This is a genomic window from Stenotrophomonas sp. YJH_SMC_48-3 (assembly GCF_059369375.1).
In genome coordinates this window covers 45,083-67,003 of sequence record NZ_JCAFSQ010000010.1, presented here as the reverse complement: position 1 = coordinate 67,003, position 21,921 = coordinate 45,083, and the positions used below count along the sequence as shown (strand labels likewise).

The window sequence follows — 21,921 nt, the reverse complement described above, 5'->3', positions numbered from 1 at the left end:
TTCACGTCCCTCACAGGGGTAACACTTATTTACACGTGGACGCAGCTGCCTCTACGACGTCCGTGCTGACGGACCCTTCCCGACAACTGCGACTGCTGATCGACAGCGTGCGCGATCATGCGCTGTACCTGCTTGATCCTGAAGGCATCGTCTGCAGCTGGAACCCCGGCGCCGAACGCATCAAAGGCTATTCAGCCGACGAAGTGGTTGGAACCCACTTCAGCCGCTTCTATCTGGCCGCCGACCGCGAGGCCGGCGAACCGCAGCGCCTGCTCCGCGTCGCAGCGCAACAAGGGCATGTCGCCAGCGAGGGCTGGCGGGTACGCCGTGATGGGTCGTCGTTCCGCGCCAGCGTGGTCATCGAGCCGGTCGTCGAAGCGGGCGAACTGCTCGGCTTCGTCAAGATCACCCGTGACATCACCGAGCAGTGGCAGGCGCAACGGCTGCTGCGTGATGCCCAGCGTGCGCTGCGCAATACCCAGCAGTTCGAAACGGTCGGCCGGCTCAGCCGCGGCCTGTCGCACGAGTTCAACAACCTGCTGACCACCATCGGCAACGCGCTGGACCTGCTGTCGCTGCGCGTCAGCGGTGACGATGCACGCGCCGCCGAGCTGCTGGATGCCGCGCAGGCGGCCACTGACCGTGGCGCGCTGCTGACCCGCCAGCTGCTGGCCTTCAGCACCGGCCAGACCCTGATCCGCGAACCGGTGGACATCAATACGCTGGTGCGGCAGTGGCTGCCGGACCTGCAACGCGCCTGCCCGCCCACGGTGACGCTGGATGCCCATCTCACCCCCGGCCTGCCGCAGGTGAGCACCGATGCGATGCAATTGCAGACCGCCCTGGCGAACCTGGTGGCCAATGCCGTGGAGGCCACCGCCGATGGCGGCCGCATCCTGATCGGCACCGCACTGGAACATCGCCTCGACCCGGATGCGGACACCACGCTGCAACGCGGCTATGTCACCCTCAGCGTCTGCGACGAAGGCCACGGCATGGCCGCCGACATCGCCGAGCGGGCCAGCGAGCCCTTCTTCACCACCAAGGACATCGGCAAGGGCAGCGGCCTGGGCCTGAGCCAGGTGTTCGGATTCACTACCCAGAGCGGCGGCTTCGTCGATGTGTCCACCACCCCCGGTGTCGGCACCACGGTCAGCCTGCTACTCCCCGCAACAGAGGATGCAACCGATGACCGATGAACCGATCCGCGTACTGATGGTGGAGGACCAGAACGATCTGCGCGAGATGATCGGCATGGCCCTGCGCGATTTCGGCATCGAGGTATCCACCACCGCCGACGGCCATGAAGCTGCCGCGTTGCTGAAAGGCGACGCACGTTTCGACGTGGTGTTCAGCGATGTCAGCATGCCCAACGGCATGTCCGGTATCGAGCTGAGCGAGCATGTGGCGCGCGAACAGCCGCAGGCGCGGATGATCCTCTCATCCGGATACGCGCGCTCGCAGCTGCCGCCACTGCCCGATCAGGTGGAATTCCTGCCCAAGCCGTATCGTTTGCGCCAGCTGGTGGAGCTGCTGAAGCAGGATTGAGGAAGGCCGGTCAAGCGCTCGACGGCCCTCATCCCTGACGCCCCAACGGCTTGCAATTATCCTGCGGGCAATGGTGTGCCCTGAAGGCCGCCACGCCGGAGCAGCGTTCAGCCCGAGGTGCGCTGCATGAACAGAAGGTCGGGGGTCGAGAACGCTTCAACCTGCTGGAAACCGAGGTCCCGGTACAGCGCCACGGCAGCCGTGTTGTCACGATAGACGCGCAGGGTGAGCTGCTGCACATCCGCTTGGCCCAGGGCCTGTGCACTCAATGCCTGCATGAGCAGCCGGCCAAGGCCGCGCCCGCGTGCCAGCGGGGAAACGATGATGCGGCCCAGATGTGCGGTGCGGGCGTCAGTCATCCAGTATTGGCCGAATCCAACGCAGGTACCCTGCTCGTCCAGCAGCGCCCAGCCTGGGCGCGACCCGAGTTCGAGCACCTGCGCAAACCGTTCCGGCAGCAGGGGAAACGGCACACCGGGGCCTGCCCAGCGCCGGGTCGCCTCGGCTGATTCAGGCCAGTTGGCCACGATGGCGTAGTGCGACGGCTGGACGGGGCGAAGCTGGGGGCTCATGGCGTTCATGGTGCGTCATCTGCGCCAGGCCTACACGCTGCGCGGCCGCATTTGGGATCTGCCATAGGGCAATAGATTCCAGACGCGCCGCCATCACGCCCCGTGTGCCGCCGCACCCAGCCCAGCCCGGTTTCGCGTGTTCAAAGGCCTCGGCGCGTTTCCCGTTGCCCCGCCCTCTGAAGCGGGTGTTTTCGCGACTGATCGGGTGCGTGACCGGCAGCCACGCCCACGTGGATTCGCGTCATGGCCTGCGCGGCGGCGGCGCTGGGCTGTCTGGGGAGGACTGCCTGCCGCTGCCGTCCGGCGAGCGGTTGCCATGCGGCTGTAGCAGATGGTGACCCCGGCCCGATTCGAACGGGCGACCTTCCCCTTAGGAGGGGGACGCTCTATCCAGCTGAGCTACGGGGCCATTGGCAGCGGAGAAGGATACCTCGTCTGGCTGAATGGACCAAGCGCCGGGCGTTCTGCAGTACGCCCACCGTCAGTAATCTGTGCGCATCTCCCCGCTGCACTTGCCGTCGCCGCATGATGACCTTCTGGCAGAGCCTGTCTGCACTCGGCGACAGCCGCGCCTTGTTTCCGTTTGCCGCTGTACTCGCCTTGTTTCTGCCGCCTTCTCACCGACACCTGCTATGGCGCTGGGCAGCGGCAATGATTGTAGTTGCCGCAACCACGCTAGCGAGCAAGATTGCCTTCATGGGTTGGGGTTTCGGCCTGAAGCATCTGGATTTCACCGGCGTCTCCGGGCACGCCGCCATGTCCAGCACCCTCTATCCCGTGACCTTCTGGCTGCTGGCCAGCGGACGCAGCCTACAGCTGCGGGCCTGGGCCGTCGTGGGCGCAGGCCTAGCGCTCGCGATCGGCTACTCTCGACTGCCATTGCGAGCCCACTCCCCATCCGAAATCGTCATGGGACTCAGCCTCGGCCTGGCCGCGTCGGCATGGGTGCTGCGTGGCGGACATACTCTGGGCAACACGCTGGTCGTGCGTGGCCGCGCCGCGCTGCTGGCCATTGCCGCCGCCGTGACCTCCCCGATACTGCTTGCAGACTTGCACACCCATGACCTCGTGAAGGCCGCGGCGAAGACACTGTCCGGCCGCGCGCAAGCGTTCGAGCGCCACGGCCTACGCGGCCATTCGGTCCCAGTCAGCGGCCATCATGGCGATAGCAATCACAAACCTTGACAGCAAGGATTCATCCGAAGAACATGTGAAAGGAATTTTCCCTGACGGAGCAGGCCTCCCATGTTCAAGAAGACGATCGCAGTTGTGGCACTGGCGGCCCTGTCCGCCTCCCCGATGATGAGTTTGGCGCAGGAAGCGCAGGCTACGGCCGGCACGGAGGCCACTGCGGCGGAAGTTGCCGGAGCGGAGGCTGCAGGCGTCTCGACCGCTGCTGTCGTGGGCACCACCGTAATCGGCGTGGCCGCCGCGGCCGTTGCGTACAGCATCGGCGGCGACAGCACCAGCGGCAGCAATGACGGCGGCGGCGGCACTGATCCGGGCGGCCCGGGTCCGGGCGGCCCTGGTACGGGTGGCACCGGCGGTACGGGCGGTACGGGCGGCACCGGTGGTACAGGCGGCACCGGCGGCTGATCAGCGCACTGCGTACCACTCAGGCCCTCGCCGGGCGCGGCCCGGCGGGGGTTTTTTATGCCTGCCAGACTCTCATCCCCATGAATAACATCACCCCTCGCCTCCTTGCCGCTGCGTTGACCGCACTGGCACTGTCCAGCTGTGCGCTTGCGCCGGGACAGCACCTGCGCCGCAGCGACGTTGCCGTCGACCGCAAGAGCGGCGATGGTCAGCTGGAAATCGTCAGCATCACGCCGAAGCTGATCGCCCAGGAAAACGCCGCGCGGACGCAGAATTCACTGCCAGCTGCGTTGTTCGATTACCAGCCGGCACCGTACACGGTCGGGGCCGGCGACATTCTCTATGTCACCGTATGGGATCACCCCGAATTGACCGTGCCAGCCGGTCCCCAGCAGCAGGGTGCTCTGGCAGGGCGCCTTGTGCAGAGTGACGGCACGATGTTCTACCCATACATCGGCAAGGTCACAGCCTCGGGAAAGACGCCGATGCAGCTCCGTGAGGAAATCAGCACCCGCTTGGCCAAGTACGTGGAATCGCCCCAGGTGGACGTATCCGTCCTCACCTATGGCAGCCAGCGGGTCTGGGTAACAGGCGCTGCCCAGCGATCCTCGCCGATTGCTCTGGGCACCTCGCCGCTGACGCTGGCAGATGCTATCAGCCAATCCGGACTGGACAACCAGCAGGCCGACTTGTCGGGCATCCAGCTCAGCCGGGAAGGCATCACTTACACGATCAACCTGGAAACCCTGGCTCGCGAGTTTGGCGGCCGCCAATTACTCCTCAAGGATGGCGACTCCATCTTCGTGCCCTACCTTGATCGCAAAGAGATCTTCGTGGTGGGCGAAGTGAATCAGCCCGGCGCCTACAGCTTCCGAACCGGTGATGTCTCGCTGAACCAGGCACTCGGCCGTGCTCGCGGCCTGCTTCAACAGACCGCAAACGGCAATGCCGTGTATGTCATCCGCGGCAGCACGGACCTGCAACAGGAGCCCTCGATGGTCTATCAGCTGGAGGCGCGCTCTCCGACCGCTTTTGCCGCCGGCAGTCAGTTCCATCTGCAGCCGGGCGACGTCGTATTTGTCGGCGCAGCCGGCGTCAGCCGTTGGAACCGCTTCGTGAATCAGCTGCTGCCCTTCACCAATATCCTGTACAACGCGGCGCGTACCGGAACCGAAATCAAGGACAACTGACATGGCTCGCATGGATGCGGCCTGCCACCATCGCGCCCATGGCGCGCTGTTGCTGGTCGCCGTCGCCGCCCTGCTGTTCTCCGGGTGCACCACCGGCAGCCGCTCCACACTGGATACCTTCCGGCTGATCACCCATCGCCCGGCACAAGCGACCGCAGAAGGCGTGGCCAGCAACCGCTTCCCGCAGATGCAGGTGGAAACTCCCGACCTCACCGCAGTGGCTGTTCTGGGCTACGTCGATGGAGGCCGCCAGCAGTGGTTCGCGGGTTCACATGCGGTGTTCGAAATGGACGCCCACGGCCTGCTGCTGGGTGGCAGCGGCCTCGGGCAGCAATGGCACGCGCGTATCGATGGACCCTCGCCGTTCGATGACCTGCGTACAGTGACCACGCCCGTTGCGGTGCAGCGCCGGTATGACTGGGTTCCCGCCTACCAGGTCGACGTAGCCGTGACCGGGATCCTGAGCAGGGGCGAACTGGAGCAGGTGGAGATACTGGGTTCGCGCCGGACCCTGCGGCGGTTCGACGAGCAGCTGCAAGGCGGTGGCATGAGTGGCCGCAATGTCTACTGGGCCGATCCGGCCACAGGCTTCATCTGGAAGAGCCGCCAGCATCTGGCGCCCGGTCGTGTTGCTGAGCTGACCCAGCTCAAACCCTATCGCCCGGCCAAGGACTGAGCCATGACGTTCAGATTTATCAACCTGGTAGTGCTTGCCGCGCTGTTCGCTGCCACTGGCGTCCAAGCCGCGCAGGTACATATCGAAGGTGCCGTTGAAGCAGCAGGGCAGTACGAGCTGCGTACCGGCGCCCGTCTGGCCGACGGCCTGCTGCTGGCCCGTCCCAAGGCCGACGCCTACCTGCTGGGGGCAAGTCTCGAACGCCCGCAGGCCCTGCCGGCCCAGGTGCGGCTGCGCGCGGGGCTGCAGTATGGCGCCGGGCAGCTGGCAGAGTCTGCCGACGCAGAGGTCGTGACGCTCGCACAGGCATTGCAGACCTGGCTGGAGACACATCCGGCCACCGGCCGGACGCCCATATCCGGGCCCGCGCGACTGATCCAGGTCCAGCCTGCGAACAACCCGGTGCTAGCCACAGGTGACAGGCTGCGGTTTCCGCTACGGCCACGCACCGTCACTGTCATGGGCGCAGTGGAGCAGGAGTGCGAGCTGCCACACGGTCCGCATCGCGATGCACGCGACTATCTGCGTGACTGTCATCCCAGTCCCCTTGCCGACCGCAACGACATCTACGTGATCCAGCCCGACGGGCGAATCCAGCAGTTGGGCATCGGCCTGTGGAACCGCGCAGATTCCCAGGCTGTCGCGCCCGGGGGTACGGTTTTCGTGCCCGTGCGCGCCTCCCTGATCAAGCGCATCGACCCGCTGTTCAACAGCGATTTCGCCGCGTTCATCGCCACCCAGCCCGTCAACCCGTGATGATCCAGTCCTGCCTGCGCGCGCACCCAGTGCGCCCCGCCCGTTTTGCACTGAGCGCGCTTGCGTTGTCGCTGTCCTGCGCACTGCATGCCCAGGAGGCACCGCCTCCCACTGCCAACGAATGGGGTGGGATCGGTCTTCTGCAGACACCTACCGCGCGCATGGCAAGCGACGGAGACCTGAGCTTCACTGCGTCGTACAACGCCCCCTACGCTCGCTACAACCTGACACTTCAGCCATTCCCGTGGCTGGAGGCCTCATTCCGCTACATCAACGTCAACAATTTGCTGTACGGGCCTAGCATTGCCGGCGATCAGCATTACAAGGACAAGTCGATCGACTTCAAACTGCGCCTGTGGCAGGAATCACGCCTGCTCCCGCAGCTTGCCTTTGGTGTGCGCGATCTGGGCGGCACCGGATTCTTTTCCAGCGAATACCTGGTTGCTAACAAGAATTTCGGCCCGATCGATGCCTCGATCGGACTTGCCACCGGATACATCGGCAATCGCGGCGATTTCTCGAACCCACTGGGCGCCATCGATGATCGTTTCAAAGACCGGCGCTCCATTGCCAACAGCGACATCACGCAGTCCGGAAAGTTCGGCCTGAGCAACATGTTCAAGGGGCCGGTCGGTATCTTCGGCGGCATCACCTACCAGACGCCGATGGATGAGCTGCTGCTCAAAGTGGAATACGACGGCAACGACTACCGGCGTGAACCGCGAAACAACAACCTCCGCCAGCGCACGCCATTCAACGTGGGGCTGGTCTATGTGCCGAACCGCAATGTCGAACTGACTGCAGCCTGGGAGCGCGGCGACGCGGCGATGTTCTCGCTCACCCTGCGTGGCAATCCCGGCAACGCGCCAGCTGCGCCGAAGCCGTTCGACCCGCCACCGCAGCGGCTGTTGCCCGCGACAACCGCCGCCGATCAGCGCGCATCAGTCGCCAGCAGCGACGCTTCTGGTGCCGCTCCTGGCACCAGTACCGACTGGGCAGCAATCAGCACCGAACTGCAGCGCAATGCCGGGTTCCGTGTCGAACGCATTTCGCGCCGCGGCGACGAACTCTATGTCGACGGTTACCAGACCCGCTACCTGCATCCTGCCAAGGGCCTTGGACGCGCGACGCGCATTCTTGCCAACGCGACCGGCGATGACTACGACTGGTTCACCCTGCGCACCACCCGCGTGGGCATGCCGATCGCCGATCTGTCAATCAACCGCGATGCGTTCGCGGGGTACCTGGATGGCACAGTCAGCGAAGACGTACTGCGGCGGAGCACGGAACTGCAGGCGCCCGGCGCGCTCGCGCGCGAAACGCTGTACACGCCCAAGCGCAACCCATTCGGCGGCGGCTTCAACATCGGCTACCGGCAGAATCTTGGCGGCCCTGATGGCTTCATCCTGTACCAGATCGCAGCCAATTACTCGGGCAGCCTGTTCCTGCGCGACAACATCTGGCTGACCGGCACCGTCAGTGCTGATGTCACCAACAACTACCACAAGTTCAAGTACAACGCCCCAAGCCGCCTGCCACGCGTGCGGACGGACATCCGCCAGTACCTGACCACCTCCGACATCATGCTGCCCAATCTGCAGGCCAACATCGCCGGACGGCTGGCACCGGACCTGTATGGCATCGCCTACGCAGGCTACCTGGAGTGGATGTATGCCGGCGTCGGCGGCGAACTGCTGTATCGCCCAAGCGGCGAGCGCTGGGCGGTTGGCGCGAATCTCAACCGGGTGCAGCAGCGCGACTACGATCAGCACTGGGGCCTCCGCGACTATAGGGTCACCACCGGCCACGCCACGCTCTACTATGCCTTCGACGCCCGTGAACGCATCATCGGCTCGCTGTCGGTGGGCCAGTACCTGGCCGGCGACAAGGGTGCCACTCTGGACCTGGCCCGCGTGTTCGACAACGGCGTAACTATGGGCGCTTATGCAACCAAGACCAACGTATCGGCACGCGATTTCGGCGAAGGCAGCTTCGACAAGGGCATCTACTTCAGTATTCCGCTCGATGGATTCCTGCCACGCTCCACGCGCGGCCGTGCGGCCTTCAATTGGAACCCGCTGATCCGCGATGGCGGCGCCATGCTCGGCCGCAAGTATGGCCTGTACGGCATGACGGGTGACCGCGATGAACGCTTCTTCTATGACAATCTGCGTAACGTCGGGGAATGAGAAAGGCCGGGCGCCTGACAGCCCCCGGCCTTTCATCCGCAGCGCAATTTCCAAGGGCTTGTGCAATCAGAGGTAACGCACCCAGCTCTTCACCCCCTCATCCATCAGAGTGTAAACGTGCTCGAATGCAGCACGTTGCTGGCGATAAGGATCGGGAATCTCGCGATCGGACTGCCACTTGCCCAGCAGGAAGGTCTTGCCCGACGCCTCCGGCGCGATTTCGATGATGCGATGGACATGCTTGCGCTCCATCACCAGTACCAGATCCGAAGCTGCAAGGATGCTCCGGTCGATCTGCCGCGCACGATGGCTGCTGCCATCCAGGCCATGCTCGGTCAACAGTGCTTGCGCGGTAGCATCCACACCGTGGTTAACCAGGGCCCCCAGGCCGGCCGAGGACACTGTGATGCCCTTGCCGCTCACAGCCTCACGCAGCATCACTTCCGCCGACGGGCTACGGCAGATGTTGCCGACACACACAACCAGAATATTCTTGAACACGGACAACGGTTTCCATCAGTTCTTCAATACACGAGAAATGCAGCGCGCTGCTGCCACCCAGATGCATCCACACGAGCCTACCGACGCATCCCGGCGCAAACCTTGCACTAATACGCCGATTTCTGCCCCAGCACCTTCAGCGCGGTCAGCACAATGATCCGCACGTCAAGCGTCGGGCTCCAGCGCCGGATGTAATCGATGTCGTACTGCACGCGTTTCTTCATCGAGCGCAGCTCCGGCGTCTCGCCACGCAGGCCGTGCACCTGCGCCCAGCCGGTAATCCCAGGCTTGACGTAGTGACGATGCATGTAGCGCTCGATCACGCGCTCGTAGTGGTTGTTGTGCTGGATCGCGTGCGGGCGCGGCCCGACCACCGACATGTTTCCACCCAGCACGTTGAAGAACTGCGGCAGTTCGTCCAGGCTGCTGCGGCGCAGGAAGGCGCCGAACCGGGTGACTCGCGGATCACCGCGCCTAGCCTGGGTAATCTGCCCCTCTCCCTCTGCATGCACGCGCATGGAGCGGAACTTGAGCATCCAGAACTCCTTGCCACCCAGCCCGTGACGCTTCTGGCGGAACAGCACTGGCCCGGGCGAACTCAGCTTCACGCCAATGGCGAGCACGACAAACAACGGCGCCAGCAGGACCACCGCGACACCAGCCACGAGGATGTCCTCGATCCGCTTGAACAGGCGAAACCGGTGGTCTGCCAAGCCCTGCCGCACACCGATCATCGGCACATCACCCACTTGGTGCAGACCGGGGTTGAGCGCCCCCAGGCCCGTGGTATCAGGGATCAGACGCACAGGCACCGGAAATCGCTCGATCTGCTTGAGCATGTCCCTGACCGCGGCGGCATCCCCCATCGGCATCGACACCCAGACTTGATCGAACTCACCCCGATGCTGATCCATGTACTGCGGGACCTCAGCCAGCAAGCCCAGTCGGCGCGGCGCATCACCGCCACGGCGGGTGGCGATATCGCCTGCACCGGCGAAGTAGCCAATGACTTCCTTGCCCAGCTCCGGCTTGCCACGCAGCAGGCGGTGCAGTTTCAGGGCCGGGGCGCGAAGTCCGACCAGCAGGACCCGTTCGCGGTCCATCCCACGCGAGCGCAGCCGATGCAACTGCACCCTCAGCAGCACACGCAGCGCCGCCATCGATCCCAGGCCAAAGGCATACCAGCCAATCAGCCACGTCGACGGCACCACATCGGCAAGCCCGACCAGGACGACGTAGAGCGAGAACAGCGCAAAAGTGGCAGACCACGCCAACAGCAGCAGCCAGAGATCAGCGAGAAGCCCTCGCATCCGCCAGTTCCGATACAACGGCGCGACCGAGAAGCAAACGACAGCGCTGAGAACCACCGCACCAAATACGATTCGCTGGGAAGAATCCGGCGCACCTGTTCCGTACAAAAGAAAGTGAGAAAGCACTGCCATCCCCGGCAGCAACAACATGTCGCCCAAGCGCAACCCCAACTCCAGGGCAGCGCGCGCTTCAACACGGCGGCGGCCCGCCCGGGCCCGCTCTGCGGGAAGGTCTTCTACTGATCCATGTAGCAATGCACTTCTCCATATCTCGGCTCGAGGGGGCGCGGAACCAGTGCCCACGTGCATGGACTCCCCAGCCAGCACGGAATCATCGAGGTTGTTTCAATCAAATGTGGAGGAATTGTGGATGAAATTTTGACCAAAAGATAGGAATTCCGTTAAGACACAGACCTGGAAAGGCGTCATCAGTTGGACCTAAGCCATTGAAAAAAATGAAAATCCCAACTGTGTCAATTTGAATCAACATGCGTCATTTCGCGTCAATAAAGGAACGCGATTGCGCGCCTCATGTCGGTCCGCTGGCGCCGGGGGGCCACCCCGCACCGCACCAAAGCCCAACCACCACCCTCTGCTACCATCGGCGGTTCTGTTCATCGCGTCCCCCACCTGCCCGCGATGGCGCCAAACAACGTAACGAAACACAGGAGTCTGCATGTCTTCCGAGCTGCTCAAGTCCCTTGGCCTGGACGCGATCAACGCTGGCACGTACCTGGGCAACGGGGAGTGGTCGAGCGCGACCAGTGGTGAGCTGATCACCCCGGTCAACCCGACCACCGGCGAGCCGATCGCACAGGTCCGCGCGACCACCGAGGCCGAGTACGAGACCGTCGTCGCCCGCGCGCAGGAAGCCTTCAAGGTCTGGCGCACCACGCCTGCCCCGCGCCGCGGTGAGGCCGTGCGCCTGTGCGGCGAAGCGCTGCGCAGGCACAAGGATGCGCTGGGTTCGCTGGTCGCCCTGGAAATGGGCAAGAGCAAGCCGGAAGGCGACGGCGAAGTGCAGGAGATGATCGACATCGCCGATTTCGCCGTGGGCCAGAGCCGCATGCTGTACGGCTACACCATGCATTCCGAGCGCCCCGGCCACCGCATGTACGAGCAGTACCATCCGCTGGGCCTGGTCGGCATCATCTCGGCCTTCAACTTCCCGGTCGCGGTGTGGAGCTGGAATTCGTTCCTGGCCGCCGTCTGTGGCGACGTCTGCATCTGGAAGCCGTCCAACAAGACCCCGCTGACCGCCATCGCCTCGCTGAAGATCTGCAACGAGGCCCTGCGCGAAGCCGGTTTCCCGGACATCTTCTTCCTCATCAACGATGCCGGCACCGCGCTGTCGGAGAAGATGGTCGATGACCGCCGCGTGCCGCTGATCAGCTTCACCGGCTCGACCCAGGTCGGCCGCACCGTCAACGAGAAGGTTGCGCGCCGCCTTGGCCGCTGCCTGCTGGAACTGGGCGGCAACAACGCCATCATCCTGGACGAAACCGCCGACCTGAAGCTGGCCGTGCCGGGCATCGTGTTCGGTGCGGTCGGCACCGCCGGCCAGCGCTGCACCACCACCCGCCGCCTGATCGTGCACCGCTCGATCTACGCCGACGTACTGGCCACCCTGGTCAAGGCTTACAAGCAGGTGGAAGGCAAGATCGGCGACCCGACCGATGCCGCCAACCTGATGGGCCCGCTGAACAGCGAAGGCGCCGTACAGCAGTTCCTCGATGCCATCGCCCAGGCCAAGGCCGCCGGCGGCACCATCGAAACCGGCGGCACCCGCATCGATCGACCGGGTAACTTCGTACTGCCCGCCATCGTCTCCGGTCTGAAGAACAGCGACGCCGTGGTCCAGCACGAGACCTTCGCGCCGATCCTGTACGTGATGCCGTACGACACCCTCGACGAAGCCATCGACATGCAGAACGGCGTGCCGCAGGGCCTGTCGTCCTCGATCTTCACCCAGAACCTGAAGACCGCCGAGAAGTTCCTGTCGGCCGCCGGCAGCGACTGCGGCATCGCCAACGTCAACATCGGCACGTCCGGTGCGGAGATCGGCGGCGCCTTCGGTGGCGAGAAGGACACCGGCGGTGGCCGCGAATCCGGTTCGGATGCGTGGAAGGTCTACATGCGCCGCCAGACCAACACCATCAACTATTCGGATTCGCTGCCGCTGGCCCAGGGCATCAAGTTCGACCTGTAACGCTTTCTGTAGTGCGGGGCCATGCCCGGCAGGATGCGCCATGAACACCGCAGGAAATGCAGCCGAGCATGGCTCGGCACTACAGGGTGGCAAGCCGGTGATTGATTTCACCGGCCGCCGCGTGCTGATCGCCGGCGGCAGCAAGGGCATTGGCCGTGAGATGGCGCTGGCCTTTGCCGGTGCCGGTGCGCAGGTCTCGGCCTGCGCCCGCGGCCAGGCCGGCCTGGATGCCCTGCGTGCCGATGCACGGGCGCAGGGCTTCGAACTGCACGCGTTCTCTATCGATCTGGCCGATCCCGGCCAGATCCAGGCCTGGCTGCAGGCCGCCGCCGATGCCCTCGGCGGTATCGATGTGCTGGTCAACAATGCCACGGGCTACGGCATGGTCGACGACGAGGACGGCTGGGCCGCCAGCCTGCAGATCGACCTGATGGCGGCCGTGCGCGCCTCGCGCCTGGCACTGCCATGGCTGCGTGCCTCCAGCGACGCCTGCATCCTCAATCTGTCGTCGATTGCCGCGCAGCAGCCGCGCCCCGGTGGCGCGCCGTACGCCGCGGCCAAAGCCGCGCTTTCGCACTACACCACGTCACAGGCGCTGGCGCTGGCCAAGGACCGGATCCGGGTCAATGCCATCGCACCGGGCTCGATCGAGTTCGATGACGGCCTGTGGGACCGCCGCCGCACCGAAGACCCCGCCCTGTACCACGGCACCTTGGCGAAGATCCCGTTCGGCCGCTTCGGCCACCCGCGTGAGATCGCCGACGCCGCCCTGTTCCTGTGCTCGCCGCTGGCGCGCTGGGTCACCGGCCATGTGCTCAACGTGGATGGCGGCCAGGTGTTGATGGGCTGAATCTGTAGAGACGAGCCCATGCTCGGCTTGCACGCAAGACGCGGTCGATCCCGCATCAGCCCAAGGGGGCAACCGAGCATGGGCTTGGCTCTACAGGGCACTGCCCATGGGATTGCCCGGGCAGAGGCACTATCATGTGCACACTGCCAAAGAGGACCCCGATGAGCGTGGCACCCCGACAGACAAGCGCCCTGGCCGTGGTCAGCCTGGTCATGGGCATCGCCAGCTGGACCGTCCTGCCCTTCGTGGCCAGCATCGTGGCCATCATCACCGGCCACATGGCCCGCGCCGAGATCCGCCGCCGCCCGCATGAACTGGAAGGCGATGGCATGGCCGTTACCGGCCTTGTGCTGGGCTGGGTCATGGTCGGCGCCGTGCTTGCCGCCATCCTGGTCTTCATCCTGTTCTTCGGCGGCCTGGCATGGCTGGCGGCAGTGTCGAAGTGACGCCATGACTGCCTCCGACAGCACTGAACGCTTCAGCAGCCGCGTTGCCGACTACGTCCGCTACCGGCCCGGTTACCCGCCCGCACTGTTGGAGTGGCTGCATGGCCCGATGGGCGTCAGCCACGAGGCCGTGGTCGCCGACATCGGCGCCGGCACCGGTATTTCCAGTCGCCTGTTCCTGGCCAGCGGCCATCCAGTAGTCGCGGTTGAACCCAACGCCGCCATGCGGGGCGCGGCCGAGGAATGGCTGGCACCGCAGTACCCGCAGTTCCGTGCGGTGGATGGCCGCGCCGAGGCCACCACACTGGACGATGCCAGCATCGATCTGGTCAGCGTCGCGCAGGCCTTCCACTGGTTCGACACCGTGGCGGTGCGCGCCGAGTGGCAGCGCATCCTGCGTCCGGGTGGCCTGGCACTGATCTACTGGAACTCGCGCCTGCTCGATGCCAGCCCGTTCCTGGTCGGCTACGAGCAGCTGCTGCTGGACTACGGCACCGACTACACCGCCGTTGCCGAGCGCTACCAGGACGACGCCACCATGCAGGCCTGGTTCGGCCCCGGCCTGCGCGGCATGGTGCAGCTGCCGAACGTGCAACATCTGGATTTCGACGCCCTGCGCGGGCGCCTGCTGTCCTCCTCCTACGCACCCCAAGCCGGTCATCCGCGCCATGCGCCGATGATCGCCGCCCTGCAGGACCTGTTCGCCGCCCACGCGGTCGACGGCCAGGTTGCTTTTGAATATCGAACCCGAGCCTTCCTCGGCACGCTGGACTGAACCGACGCATGTATTCGCTTGCCCGCCCCTTCCTGTTCTCGCTCGACGCCGAGCGCGCCCACGGCCTCGGCCTGTCCGCACTGGACCTGGCCTATCGCACCGGCACCACGCCGCTGCTGGCCGGACGCATCGCGCCGATGCCGAGCACCGTGTTCGGGCTGACCTTCCCCAATCCGGTCGGCCTGGCCGCTGGCCTGGACAAGAATGGCGAGCACATCGATGCATTGTTCGCGCTGGGTTTCGGCTTCGTCGAGATCGGCACCATCACCCCGCGCCCGCAGGCCGGCAATCCGCTGCCGCGCCTGTTCCGGCTGCCGGCGCACAACGCGATCATCAACCGCATGGGCTTCAACAATGCGGGCGTGGACGCGCTGGTGCGCAATGTCGAGCGCGCGCGCAACCGCCGCGGCCTGCTCGGCATCAACATCGGCAAGAACAAGGACACGCCCAACGAACAGGCCGTGGACGATTACATCGCCTGCCTGGACAAGGTCTATCCGCTGGCGGACTACGTCACCGTCAACATCTCCTCGCCCAACACCGCCGGCCTGCGTGAATTGCAGGAAGAGACCGCGCTGCGCCAGCTGGTCAGCCAGTTGCGCGACCGCCAGGAAGCACTGGCCGCGCAGCATGGCCGCCGCGTCCCGATGCTGGTGAAGGTGGCACCGGACCTGAGCGAGCGCGACATCGATGCCGCCGCCCGCGTACTGGGCGAACTGCAGGTGGACGGCGTGATCGCCACCAATACCACCATCGACCACAGCAAGGTGGCCGGCGATCCGCTGGCCAACGAAGCCGGCGGCCTGTCCGGCGCGCCGGTGCTGGAGCAGTCCACGCTGGTACTGCGCCGCCTGCGTTCGCGCCTGCCCGAATCGGTCCCGCTGGTCGGCGTCGGCGGCATCCTGTCCGGTGCCGATGCGGTGGCCAAGATGGCCGCAGGCGCGGCGCTGGTGCAGTGCTACAGCGGCTTGATCTTCCGTGGCCCGGCGTTGGTCTCTGAATGCGTGGAGGCGATCCGTCGCCGCCGCGAAGCGCCGAGCCGCGGCGCGGTGGCCCCACTGTGAGCGCGCCCATGGATACCGTCGACGGCAACGCCCCGCTGCGCTGGACGCTCACCCGCAATGCGCCGCTGCAGGCGCTGAACACCTTCCACGTGCAGGCCAGCGCCGCGCAGCTGCTGGAACTGCACGATGCCGCACTGCTGCCGGACGTGCTGGCGCTGCCCGAGGTGGCCAGCGGCCCGCTGCTGGTGCTGGGCAGCGGCAGCAACGTACTGATCGCCGAAGACCTGCCTGGCACCGTGCTGGTGTTCGGCAACCGGGACATCAGCTTCCTGGAGCACCGCGCCGACCATGCGGTGATCCGCGCCGGCGCTGGCGTGTCCTGGCATGGCCTGGTGATGTGGTCGCTGCAGGAAGGCCTGTCCGGCCTGGAGAACCTGGCGTTGATTCCCGGCACGGCCGGTGCCGCGCCGATCCAGAACATCGGTGCCTATGGCGCGCAGGTCGGCGAGTTCATCCAGGCCGTTGAAGCCTGGGACTGCCAGGAGCAGGCCTGGGTGCGGCTGGACAACGAACAGTGTGGCTTCGCCTACCGCGACAGCGTGTTCAAGCAGCAACCCGATCGCTACCTGATCACCGCCATCGAGCTCAGGCTGCCGCTGCTGCACGACCTGCGCATGGACTACGCCGGCATCCGTGAGGAACTGCAGGCACAGGGCGTGGAGCTACCCAGTGCCGTGGACGTGGCCAATGCGGTGATCGCGATCCGCCGCCGCAAGCTGCCCGATCCGGATGTGCTGGGCAACGCAGGCAGCTTCTTCAAGAACCCGGTACTGCCACTGGAACAGGTAGACGTACTGCTGCAGCACTTCCCCGAGCTGCCGGTGTTCCCGGCCGAACAGGACGACAAGCGCAAGGTCTCTGCGGCCTGGATGATCGAGTCCTGCGGCTGGAAGGGCTTCCGCGAAGGCGATGCCGGCGTTGCGCCGAGCCACGCGCTGGTGCTGGTCAACCACGGCAACGCCACCGGTGCTGAGCTGCTGGCGCTTGCGCGACGCATCTCGGCCTCGGTGCTGGAAAAGTTCGGCGTGCCGATCGAACCGGAGCCCCGCCTGCTCGGCGCACAGTGGTGAACACCCCCGCCCTCTCCCCCAGCGCCACCCCGATGCGGGCGGCGCTGCTGATGCTCGGCAGCACGATGGCATTCGGCCTGATGGCCGTCGCCATCCGCTACGCCACCCGGTACGTACCAACCCAGGAAGTGGCGTTCTTTCGCAATGCCTTTGGCCTGCTCGCGTTGCTGCCGATGCTGCTGCGCCCCGGCCATGCACCACTGAAAACGCAGCAGCTGCCGCGTTATTTCGTGCGCAGTGCGATTGGCCTGGGTTCGATGCTGTGCGCATTCTGGGCACTGGGCCATCTGCCACTGGCGCAGGCGGTTTCCCTCTCGTACTCCACGCCGTTGTTCGTCACCATCGCCGCCGTGCTGTGGCTGGGCGAGACCGTGCGTGTACGCCGCTGGGCTGCGGTGGTGGTTGGATTCATCGGTGTGCTGGTGATCGTGCGCCCCGGTACCGCCGGCTTCACCGCGGGCAGCCTGGTAGCGGTGGCAGCCGCCGTGCTCAGCTCATTGGTGGCGATCCAGATCAAGCAGCTGACCCGTGTCGACAGCGCTGACACCGTGGTGCTCTACACCTACGTGTTCTGGGTGCCGCTGTCGCTGGTCCCGGCACTGTTCGTCTGGGTCTGGCCCTCCGGCATGGCGTGGCTGTGGCTGCTGGCCACCGGCGTGCTCGGCACCGTCGGCCAGCTGTTGTGGACCCGCGCGCTACGGCTGGGCGAAGTCTCCGCCCTGACCCCGATCAGCTTCCTGCAGCTGCCACTGGTAACGCTGTTCGGCTGGCTGCTGTTCAACGAAACGGTGGACCGCTGGACGATCATCGGTGCCGGCATCATCCTCGCCGCCAACGCCTACATCGCCCACCGCGAAGCCGTGCTGTCACGCCGCGCTGCAAGCGCGGCGGCCTCTGCAGCGGCCAAGCCCGCCGAATAAGAACCACCTGCATGGACAAGCCAATGGACCGTGCATGGAAAGGCCCTGGGTAGAGTCGACTGTTAGTCGACTCTCGCGCGCAGCGCGGGCTTCGCCTGTTCCAATCGAAGAGCAGTCGACCAACAGTCGACTCTACCCGGGGCGATCCTGGCAGCGGCCCAGAACCTGATCCAGTGCGCGATACACCCGCTCCGCCGCATCGAACACATTGCCCGGCGCGAACTGCTCGCCCAGATAGTGCAACGACTGCCGGCGCAACTGCGGCGAACGCTCCTCGCCATCGCTGCCCAACAGCACCTGCTGGAACTCGATCAGGTCCTGCAGGATGCGCCAATGCCGGTACCAGGCGATCCAGCGCGGATCGCCGCGGTCGCTGCCGTAGCCCTCCTCGAAGCCCAGCGGATTCTCGCGCCCCCAGCGCCCACCAACCGCCGCACCAATGAACATCAGGTCGCGCTCGCGCGGGGCCAGCGAAAGGCCGTCCCAATCGATCAGGTGCAGGCCCCCGTCATTGCCCATCAGCAGGTTGCCGGCATGCAGGTCGGTGTGACACAGATGCAGATCTACCGGTACGTCCTGCAATGCCACGAGCAGCTCCCGTGCCTGCGCATGCAGCGCCGCGATGCGCGCATGCTGCTGGTCCCATACCGAAACAAATGCGCGGCCCAGCCCGTCCTTCGCGGCCGCCAGGCCTTCGCCGGCCAGCCATTGACCGACCGTCTCCAGCGCCGCGGTTTCCAGCCGTACGATCGGCAGCGCCTGCTGCAGTTGCGCTGGCAGTTGCGCGCCGTGCAGGCGCCGCAGTACCTCGCCCAACCGCTTCCACTGCGTGCGGCTCAACGCCGCCTCGAATCCGGACTGCCCTTCCACATAAGGGAACAGGGTGAACTGCAGCCCCCACCGCTGTACCGATGCGCCGCCGGTCAATGCTGGCCACGGCGCAACGATCTCATCGATACCCAGCGTGCCGCGCAGCCAATGCAGGCTGTCCCACACCGCTGGGGCGACCTGGTAGGTGCGGCATTTCAACCACCACTGCCCGTGCCGCGCATCGACGCGATACACGCTGGCATTGGCGTCGGCACCCACCGGGCGTGGCACCACGGCGGTGGCAGTGATGCCATAGGATTGTTGCAGGACTTCGCCGAGATGCTGCGCCGAAGCGAATGACATGGATGCAAGCGGAAAGTATTGCCTGCTGCCACTATCGCAGATGCATCCGCCGCGACACAGACATGTCCGTCACAACATCAGCTCGCCGCGACCAGAGAACTAGCCTGCGATGCGTCGCATCACCATCTCCAGGGGGCCGCGTGCGAACTGCCACGACCACAGCCAGGCCGCGCCGGTCGCCAGCATCAGGAACAGCATCGCCCACAGCAGCACCGATGCGAGCGACGCGCTGCCATCGAGCAGGCCCAGGCTTTCCAGCGTGCCCATGCCCAGCAGGATGTGGCCCACGTACAGGGTCAGGGTCATGCGTCCGGCCGCGATGAACGGCTCCAGCCAGTCCCCGGGTTGCACACGCGTCAGCCACAGGCAGGCGGCAATGACACTGCAGGCCGCACCCGCACCCGTGAGCACATAAGCCGGTCCCGGCGGCATCGGCTGCGTTCCCAGCCACACCTGCCAAGGCGTTCCCTGCGCAAGCTGCTGCACGCCATGGCCGGCCGCGATCAGCAGCAGCCCCAGCACCAGCAATGCTCGCTGCACCCGCGGTTGCGACAGCTGAAGGCGTGCCAGCAGCATCCCCAGCAGGAAGAAGCACAGCCACGGCAGCAGCGGATGGAAGCCGTTGAACAACAGGTTGCGGGCCGCGCCCGGCCATTGCCACAGGTCGGCGTATTCCAGCGTCTGCCAGTTCCATCCCTGGCTGTAGTCCCAGCGCAGCAACGCCCAGAACGAACACGCCGCCAGGCCCACGATGCTGGCCAGCAACACCCGCGGCGACGCACGCAGCCACACCACCGCCAACGCGAAATACACCGCGTAGTAGTGCAGGATATCGGCCGGGAACAGAGTCAGGTTGAGCAGGCCCAGCACCATCAGGAACAGCGCGCGCCTCCAGGTCTGCACGCTGGCCGGCCACCACCCCTGCCGCTGCGTGGCCAGCACCAGGCCAAGACCGGCCAGAGTGACGAACGTCGCCGAGGCTTTGCCTTCCAGCAGATGGAAGAACCCTGCCAACCAACTCTCACCCTCTGCCGGCACGGCCATCGCCAGGCGGAAGTTGACCAGCACCATGCCGGCCAGGGCCAGGTAGCGCGCCAGATCAAGGCCGTGCAATCGCCGGTCAACGGCACTCATGCGCGTGCCCCGAGCAGCAGCGCGAGCAGGCCAAGATCCAGCGAGGCCTCATCGATGCCATCGGCTTCGCCCAGCCCCCGACGCAGCGCATCGCTTTCAATGGCATCCAGCAGCACCTGCGCCTGCAATGCCGGGGCCAGCACGGGACGCCGACGTTCGCGCCGTGCCACCTGCTGCAGGGCTTCGGCCAGGGTCGCCTGCAATTGCCTGCGATTGGCCGCAAATGCCTCGGCCACGGCCGGATTGCGTGCGCTCTCGGCCAGCACTTCGACGGCAAGCGTCGCCCATTCCGGCTGGCGGCACAGTGCGTGGAAGTCCTGAAGGAAACCCAGTACCTGTGCGCGCTCGCCTTCGGACGCGGCCAGTCGACGCAGCAACGGTGCCAGTTCTTCGCTCTCGGCCACTGCCACTGCAAGGATGATCGCTTCCTTGCCCGGGAAGTGGTTGTAGAGGTTGCCCAGGCTGACGCCAGCCGCCTGCGCGATGTCACGCATGCTGGTCTGGTGGAATCCCTTGGCGAGGAAGCACCGCAGGGCCGCCTGCAGGATCAGGGTCACGCGCTGCTCGTTGCGGTCGATTCGGCTCATGCCACAATCATGAACGAACGTTCGTCCATTTTGTAGATGTCGACCTGGCCACCATCGGACTCCGTTCAGCCGGCCTTGACCTCAACTGCGGTTGAGGCCCGATGCTGCGCGACCTGTTCCATGCCCAACCCGGAGTTCCTGCATGCCACGGATGATCACCACCCTGCTCGACAGCCGCGTGCTGTGGTTCCTCGCCCGGCTGCTGCTGGCCGTGGTGTTCCTGTCCTCGGGCCTGGCCAAGCTGCTGGCGTGGGACAACAGCGTGGCCGAAATGCAGGCCGCCGGGCTGCAGCCGCCTGTGCTGTTCAACCTCGCCAGCGCGGTGGTGCTGCTGGGCGGCGTACTGTGCCTGCTGCTAGATCGCCTGCTCTGGCTGGGCAGCGGCGCGCTGGCAGTGTTCATGCTGCTGACCATCGCCGTCGTGCATACCTTCTGGACCAAGCACGGCGCGGAACAGCAGCTGGCCCTGTTCTTCGCGCTGGAACACTTGAGCGTGGTCGGTGGCCTGATCTGCGCGGCCATCGCCAGCCATGCGCGGGCTCAAAAGAACTCGTCGAGCAACCGGTAGAACGCCAGCCGCCGCTCGTCGGCCACCGCGCCATAGCGCTGGAACAACGGCGCCACCCAACGCGTGTCGCCGAAGTTGTGGACCAGGCTGCGCGCGGCCAGCGCCAGGTCCTGGTAGCGGTCGGCAACACCCAGTCGCCCACAGTCGATGAAACCGCTGAAACGCCCCTCGACCGCCATCAGGTTCGGCAGGCACGCATCGCCATGGCTGACCACCAGATCTTCATGGTCGGGCCGGGTGCTGCACAGTTCGGCGAACACCTGCTGTGCGCTCTGCCCCAGGCGCTCGTCATCGAAGTCATCGGCGTCGACCAGACCCGCATCGACGCGGGCGGCGGCGGCCTGCAAGCGCGAGGCCAATCGCTGGTCGAACGGACAGGCTGCCACCGGCAACACATGCAGCCTGCGCAGCGCGTCAGCCAGCAGTTCCACCAACTGCTGCGGCGCAAGTTCCGGCGACGAGGCCAGGTCGCGGCCGGGCAGCGCGCTCATCAGCAACCAGCGCCGGCCCGCTTCTTCGGCGGTGGCAATTACCGTTGGCGCCGGTTGTCCCTGCTCCTGCAGCCAGCGCAGGCGCGCGATCTCATCACCGAGCTCACTGAAGGCGTCGATCACTTCCGACTTCACGAAGGCATCGGGCTGGCCTGGCTGCTGCACACGAGCAACATCCGCACGCGACACGCCGATCGACTGCCGCTCGATGCGCGCATCGGCAAACGCTTTCTGCCACGCCAACGGCAGCGGCATGCCATCAGTGAAGGGATCGGGTGCTCCCATGTCGGGATGCT

Annotated in this window: 23 protein-coding genes and 1 tRNA gene; 16 read left to right on the top strand and 8 right to left on the bottom strand. The window is 65.6% G+C overall.

Going from position 1 to position 21,921, the window contains the following annotated elements; all coding sequences use genetic code 11:
- The first annotated feature begins 35 nt into the window (after window positions 1-35).
- Window positions 36-1,199, top strand: a complete 1,164-nt coding sequence (locus tag AC5P65_RS15840; RefSeq protein WP_425423335.1) for a two-component system sensor histidine kinase NtrB — start codon at window positions 36-38, stop codon at window positions 1,197-1,199.
- Window positions 1,189-1,548, top strand: a complete 360-nt coding sequence (locus AC5P65_RS15835) for a response regulator (RefSeq protein ID WP_021202849.1) — start codon at window positions 1,189-1,191, stop codon at window positions 1,546-1,548. The genes AC5P65_RS15840 and AC5P65_RS15835 overlap by 11 nt, the downstream gene beginning before the upstream one ends.
- A 107-nt stretch (window positions 1,549-1,655) precedes the next feature.
- Here the strand turns inward: AC5P65_RS15835 and AC5P65_RS15830 are convergent, their stop codons facing one another.
- Both AC5P65_RS15830 and AC5P65_RS15825 read right to left on the bottom strand, forming a co-directional pair.
- Entirely contained in the window at window positions 1,656-2,120 is a 465-nt protein-coding gene (locus AC5P65_RS15830; RefSeq protein ID WP_111099126.1) for a GNAT family N-acetyltransferase, read from the bottom strand.
- Window positions 2,121-2,452: 332 nt separating this feature from the next.
- Window positions 2,453-2,529: transfer RNA gene (locus AC5P65_RS15825), tRNA-Arg, on the bottom strand.
- Between the two features lie 116 nt (window positions 2,530-2,645).
- Here AC5P65_RS15825 and AC5P65_RS15820 point away from each other — a divergent pair.
- From AC5P65_RS15820 to AC5P65_RS15795, 6 genes are all read left to right on the top strand, one after another.
- Window positions 2,646-3,305, top strand: a complete 660-nt coding sequence (locus AC5P65_RS15820; protein WP_111103719.1) for a phosphatase PAP2 family protein — start codon at window positions 2,646-2,648, stop codon at window positions 3,303-3,305.
- A gap of 60 nt (window positions 3,306-3,365) precedes the next feature.
- Window positions 3,366-3,716: a hypothetical protein gene (locus tag AC5P65_RS15815; protein ID WP_495215715.1), complete on the top strand. Its 351-nt coding sequence runs from the start codon at window positions 3,366-3,368 to the stop codon at window positions 3,714-3,716.
- 80 nt (window positions 3,717-3,796) lie between these two features.
- Entirely contained in the window at window positions 3,797-4,906 is a 1,110-nt protein-coding gene (locus AC5P65_RS15810) for a polysaccharide biosynthesis/export family protein (RefSeq protein WP_058982655.1), read from the top strand.
- Between the two features lies 1 nt (window position 4,907).
- Window positions 4,908-5,582, top strand: coding sequence for a YjbF family lipoprotein (locus AC5P65_RS15805; RefSeq protein WP_227844622.1), 675 nt, complete (start codon window positions 4,908-4,910; stop codon window positions 5,580-5,582).
- Between the two features lie 3 nt (window positions 5,583-5,585).
- On the top strand, window positions 5,586-6,338 hold the full coding sequence (locus AC5P65_RS15800) for a capsule biosynthesis GfcC family protein (protein ID WP_111103721.1): 753 nt from the start codon (window positions 5,586-5,588) through the stop codon (window positions 6,336-6,338).
- Window positions 6,338-8,527, top strand: coding sequence for a YjbH domain-containing protein (locus AC5P65_RS15795; RefSeq protein ID WP_188249957.1), 2,190 nt, complete (start codon window positions 6,338-6,340; stop codon window positions 8,525-8,527). The genes AC5P65_RS15800 and AC5P65_RS15795 overlap by 1 nt, the downstream gene beginning before the upstream one ends.
- A 66-nt stretch (window positions 8,528-8,593) precedes the next feature.
- On the opposite strand, the gene AC5P65_RS15790 is transcribed toward AC5P65_RS15795, so the two are convergent.
- Together AC5P65_RS15790 and AC5P65_RS15785 are read right to left on the bottom strand one after the other, a co-directional pair.
- Complete coding sequence (locus AC5P65_RS15790; protein WP_058982710.1) at window positions 8,594-9,028, bottom strand: low molecular weight protein-tyrosine-phosphatase; 435 nt, start codon at window positions 9,026-9,028, stop codon at window positions 8,594-8,596.
- 107 nt (window positions 9,029-9,135) lie between these two features.
- A complete protein-coding gene (locus tag AC5P65_RS15785) occupies window positions 9,136-10,488 on the bottom strand; it encodes an undecaprenyl-phosphate glucose phosphotransferase (protein WP_227844668.1) in 1,353 nt (450 codons plus the stop codon).
- A 526-nt stretch (window positions 10,489-11,014) separates the two neighbouring features.
- Between AC5P65_RS15785 and amaB the strand changes: the two genes are divergently transcribed.
- From amaB to AC5P65_RS15750, 7 genes are all read left to right on the top strand, one after another.
- Window positions 11,015-12,547, top strand: coding sequence for an L-piperidine-6-carboxylate dehydrogenase (gene amaB, locus AC5P65_RS15780; protein ID WP_111099074.1), 1,533 nt, complete (start codon window positions 11,015-11,017; stop codon window positions 12,545-12,547).
- 40 nt (window positions 12,548-12,587) lie between these two features.
- Window positions 12,588-13,397, top strand: coding sequence for an SDR family NAD(P)-dependent oxidoreductase (locus AC5P65_RS15775; RefSeq protein WP_111099073.1), 810 nt, complete (start codon window positions 12,588-12,590; stop codon window positions 13,395-13,397).
- Between the two features lie 161 nt (window positions 13,398-13,558).
- On the top strand, window positions 13,559-13,843 hold the full coding sequence (locus tag AC5P65_RS15770; protein WP_111099072.1) for a DUF4190 domain-containing protein: 285 nt from the start codon (window positions 13,559-13,561) through the stop codon (window positions 13,841-13,843).
- Between the two features lie 4 nt (window positions 13,844-13,847).
- Window positions 13,848-14,618 (top strand): class I SAM-dependent methyltransferase, encoded by a 771-nt coding sequence (locus AC5P65_RS15765; RefSeq protein WP_495215714.1) that lies wholly within the window; start codon window positions 13,848-13,850, stop codon window positions 14,616-14,618.
- 8 nt (window positions 14,619-14,626) lie between these two features.
- On the top strand, window positions 14,627-15,682 hold the full coding sequence (locus tag AC5P65_RS15760) for a quinone-dependent dihydroorotate dehydrogenase (protein WP_111103729.1): 1,056 nt from the start codon (window positions 14,627-14,629) through the stop codon (window positions 15,680-15,682).
- Window positions 15,683-15,690: 8 nt separating this feature from the next.
- A complete protein-coding gene (murB, locus tag AC5P65_RS15755) occupies window positions 15,691-16,752 on the top strand; it encodes a UDP-N-acetylmuramate dehydrogenase (protein WP_111103773.1) in 1,062 nt (353 codons plus the stop codon).
- Between the two features lie 32 nt (window positions 16,753-16,784).
- On the top strand, window positions 16,785-17,672 hold the full coding sequence (locus AC5P65_RS15750; protein ID WP_019661359.1) for a DMT family transporter: 888 nt from the start codon (window positions 16,785-16,787) through the stop codon (window positions 17,670-17,672).
- A gap of 132 nt (window positions 17,673-17,804) precedes the next feature.
- On the opposite strand, the gene AC5P65_RS15745 is transcribed toward AC5P65_RS15750, so the two are convergent.
- From AC5P65_RS15745 to AC5P65_RS15735, 3 genes are all read right to left on the bottom strand, one after another.
- Window positions 17,805-18,845, bottom strand: coding sequence for an aminoglycoside phosphotransferase family protein (locus tag AC5P65_RS15745; protein WP_180832251.1), 1,041 nt, complete (start codon window positions 18,843-18,845; stop codon window positions 17,805-17,807).
- Window positions 18,846-18,944: 99 nt separating this feature from the next.
- Window positions 18,945-19,979, bottom strand: coding sequence for a DUF418 domain-containing protein (locus tag AC5P65_RS15740; RefSeq protein WP_111103731.1), 1,035 nt, complete (start codon window positions 19,977-19,979; stop codon window positions 18,945-18,947).
- Entirely contained in the window at window positions 19,976-20,566 is a 591-nt protein-coding gene (locus tag AC5P65_RS15735) for a TetR/AcrR family transcriptional regulator (protein ID WP_111103734.1), read from the bottom strand. The genes AC5P65_RS15740 and AC5P65_RS15735 overlap by 4 nt, the downstream gene beginning before the upstream one ends.
- Window positions 20,567-20,708: 142 nt before the next feature.
- Here AC5P65_RS15735 and AC5P65_RS15730 point away from each other — a divergent pair, with 142 nt between their 5' ends.
- The gene (locus AC5P65_RS15730) at window positions 20,709-21,134 is read left to right on the top strand and encodes a DoxX family protein (RefSeq protein ID WP_188249773.1); all 426 of its coding nucleotides are present in this window, start codon (window positions 20,709-20,711) and stop codon (window positions 21,132-21,134) included.
- Here the strand turns inward: AC5P65_RS15730 and AC5P65_RS15725 are convergent.
- Window positions 21,107-21,910: an APH(3')-II family aminoglycoside O-phosphotransferase gene (locus tag AC5P65_RS15725; protein WP_495215713.1), complete on the bottom strand. Its 804-nt coding sequence runs from the start codon at window positions 21,908-21,910 to the stop codon at window positions 21,107-21,109. The genes AC5P65_RS15730 and AC5P65_RS15725 overlap by 28 nt on opposite strands.
- Window positions 21,911-21,921 lie beyond the last annotated feature (11 nt).

What these genes read in the sequence shown, in the direction of transcription:
- AC5P65_RS15815 (WP_495215715.1), top strand. Translation starts at nt 3,366, where the DNA reads ATGTTCAAGAAGACGATCGCAGTTGTGGCACTGGCGGCCCTGTCCGCC.
- AC5P65_RS15820 (WP_111103719.1), top strand. Translation starts at nt 2,646, where the DNA reads ATGATGACCTTCTGGCAGAGCCTGTCTGCACTCGGCGACAGCCGCGCC.
- amaB (WP_111099074.1), top strand. Translation starts at nt 11,015, where the DNA reads ATGTCTTCCGAGCTGCTCAAGTCCCTTGGCCTGGACGCGATCAACGCT.
- AC5P65_RS15775 (WP_111099073.1), top strand. Translation starts at nt 12,588, where the DNA reads ATGAACACCGCAGGAAATGCAGCCGAGCATGGCTCGGCACTACAGGGT.
- AC5P65_RS15805 (WP_227844622.1), top strand. Translation starts at nt 4,908, where the DNA reads ATGGCTCGCATGGATGCGGCCTGCCACCATCGCGCCCATGGCGCGCTG.
- AC5P65_RS15835 (WP_021202849.1), top strand. Translation starts at nt 1,189, where the DNA reads ATGACCGATGAACCGATCCGCGTACTGATGGTGGAGGACCAGAACGAT.
- AC5P65_RS15795 (WP_188249957.1), top strand. Translation starts at nt 6,338, where the DNA reads ATGATCCAGTCCTGCCTGCGCGCGCACCCAGTGCGCCCCGCCCGTTTT.
- AC5P65_RS15770 (WP_111099072.1), top strand. Translation starts at nt 13,559, where the DNA reads ATGAGCGTGGCACCCCGACAGACAAGCGCCCTGGCCGTGGTCAGCCTG.
- AC5P65_RS15725 (WP_495215713.1), bottom strand. Translation starts at nt 21,910, where the DNA reads ATGGGAGCACCCGATCCCTTCACTGATGGCATGCCGCTGCCGTTGGCG.
- murB (WP_111103773.1), top strand. Translation starts at nt 15,691, where the DNA reads ATGGATACCGTCGACGGCAACGCCCCGCTGCGCTGGACGCTCACCCGC.
- AC5P65_RS15800 (WP_111103721.1), top strand. Translation starts at nt 5,586, where the DNA reads ATGACGTTCAGATTTATCAACCTGGTAGTGCTTGCCGCGCTGTTCGCT.
- AC5P65_RS15785 (WP_227844668.1), bottom strand. Translation starts at nt 10,488, where the DNA reads ATGTTGTTGCTGCCGGGGATGGCAGTGCTTTCTCACTTTCTTTTGTAC.
- AC5P65_RS15765 (WP_495215714.1), top strand. Translation starts at nt 13,848, where the DNA reads ATGACTGCCTCCGACAGCACTGAACGCTTCAGCAGCCGCGTTGCCGAC.
- AC5P65_RS15735 (WP_111103734.1), bottom strand. Translation starts at nt 20,566, where the DNA reads ATGAGCCGAATCGACCGCAACGAGCAGCGCGTGACCCTGATCCTGCAG.
- AC5P65_RS15830 (WP_111099126.1), bottom strand. Translation starts at nt 2,120, where the DNA reads ATGAGCCCCCAGCTTCGCCCCGTCCAGCCGTCGCACTACGCCATCGTG.
- AC5P65_RS15760 (WP_111103729.1), top strand. Translation starts at nt 14,627, where the DNA reads ATGTATTCGCTTGCCCGCCCCTTCCTGTTCTCGCTCGACGCCGAGCGC.
- AC5P65_RS15750 (WP_019661359.1), top strand. Translation starts at nt 16,785, where the DNA reads ATGCGGGCGGCGCTGCTGATGCTCGGCAGCACGATGGCATTCGGCCTG.
- AC5P65_RS15810 (WP_058982655.1), top strand. Translation starts at nt 3,797, where the DNA reads ATGAATAACATCACCCCTCGCCTCCTTGCCGCTGCGTTGACCGCACTG.
- AC5P65_RS15730 (WP_188249773.1), top strand. Translation starts at nt 20,709, where the DNA reads ATGCCACGGATGATCACCACCCTGCTCGACAGCCGCGTGCTGTGGTTC.
- AC5P65_RS15745 (WP_180832251.1), bottom strand. Translation starts at nt 18,845, where the DNA reads ATGTCATTCGCTTCGGCGCAGCATCTCGGCGAAGTCCTGCAACAATCC.
- AC5P65_RS15740 (WP_111103731.1), bottom strand. Translation starts at nt 19,979, where the DNA reads ATGAGTGCCGTTGACCGGCGATTGCACGGCCTTGATCTGGCGCGCTAC.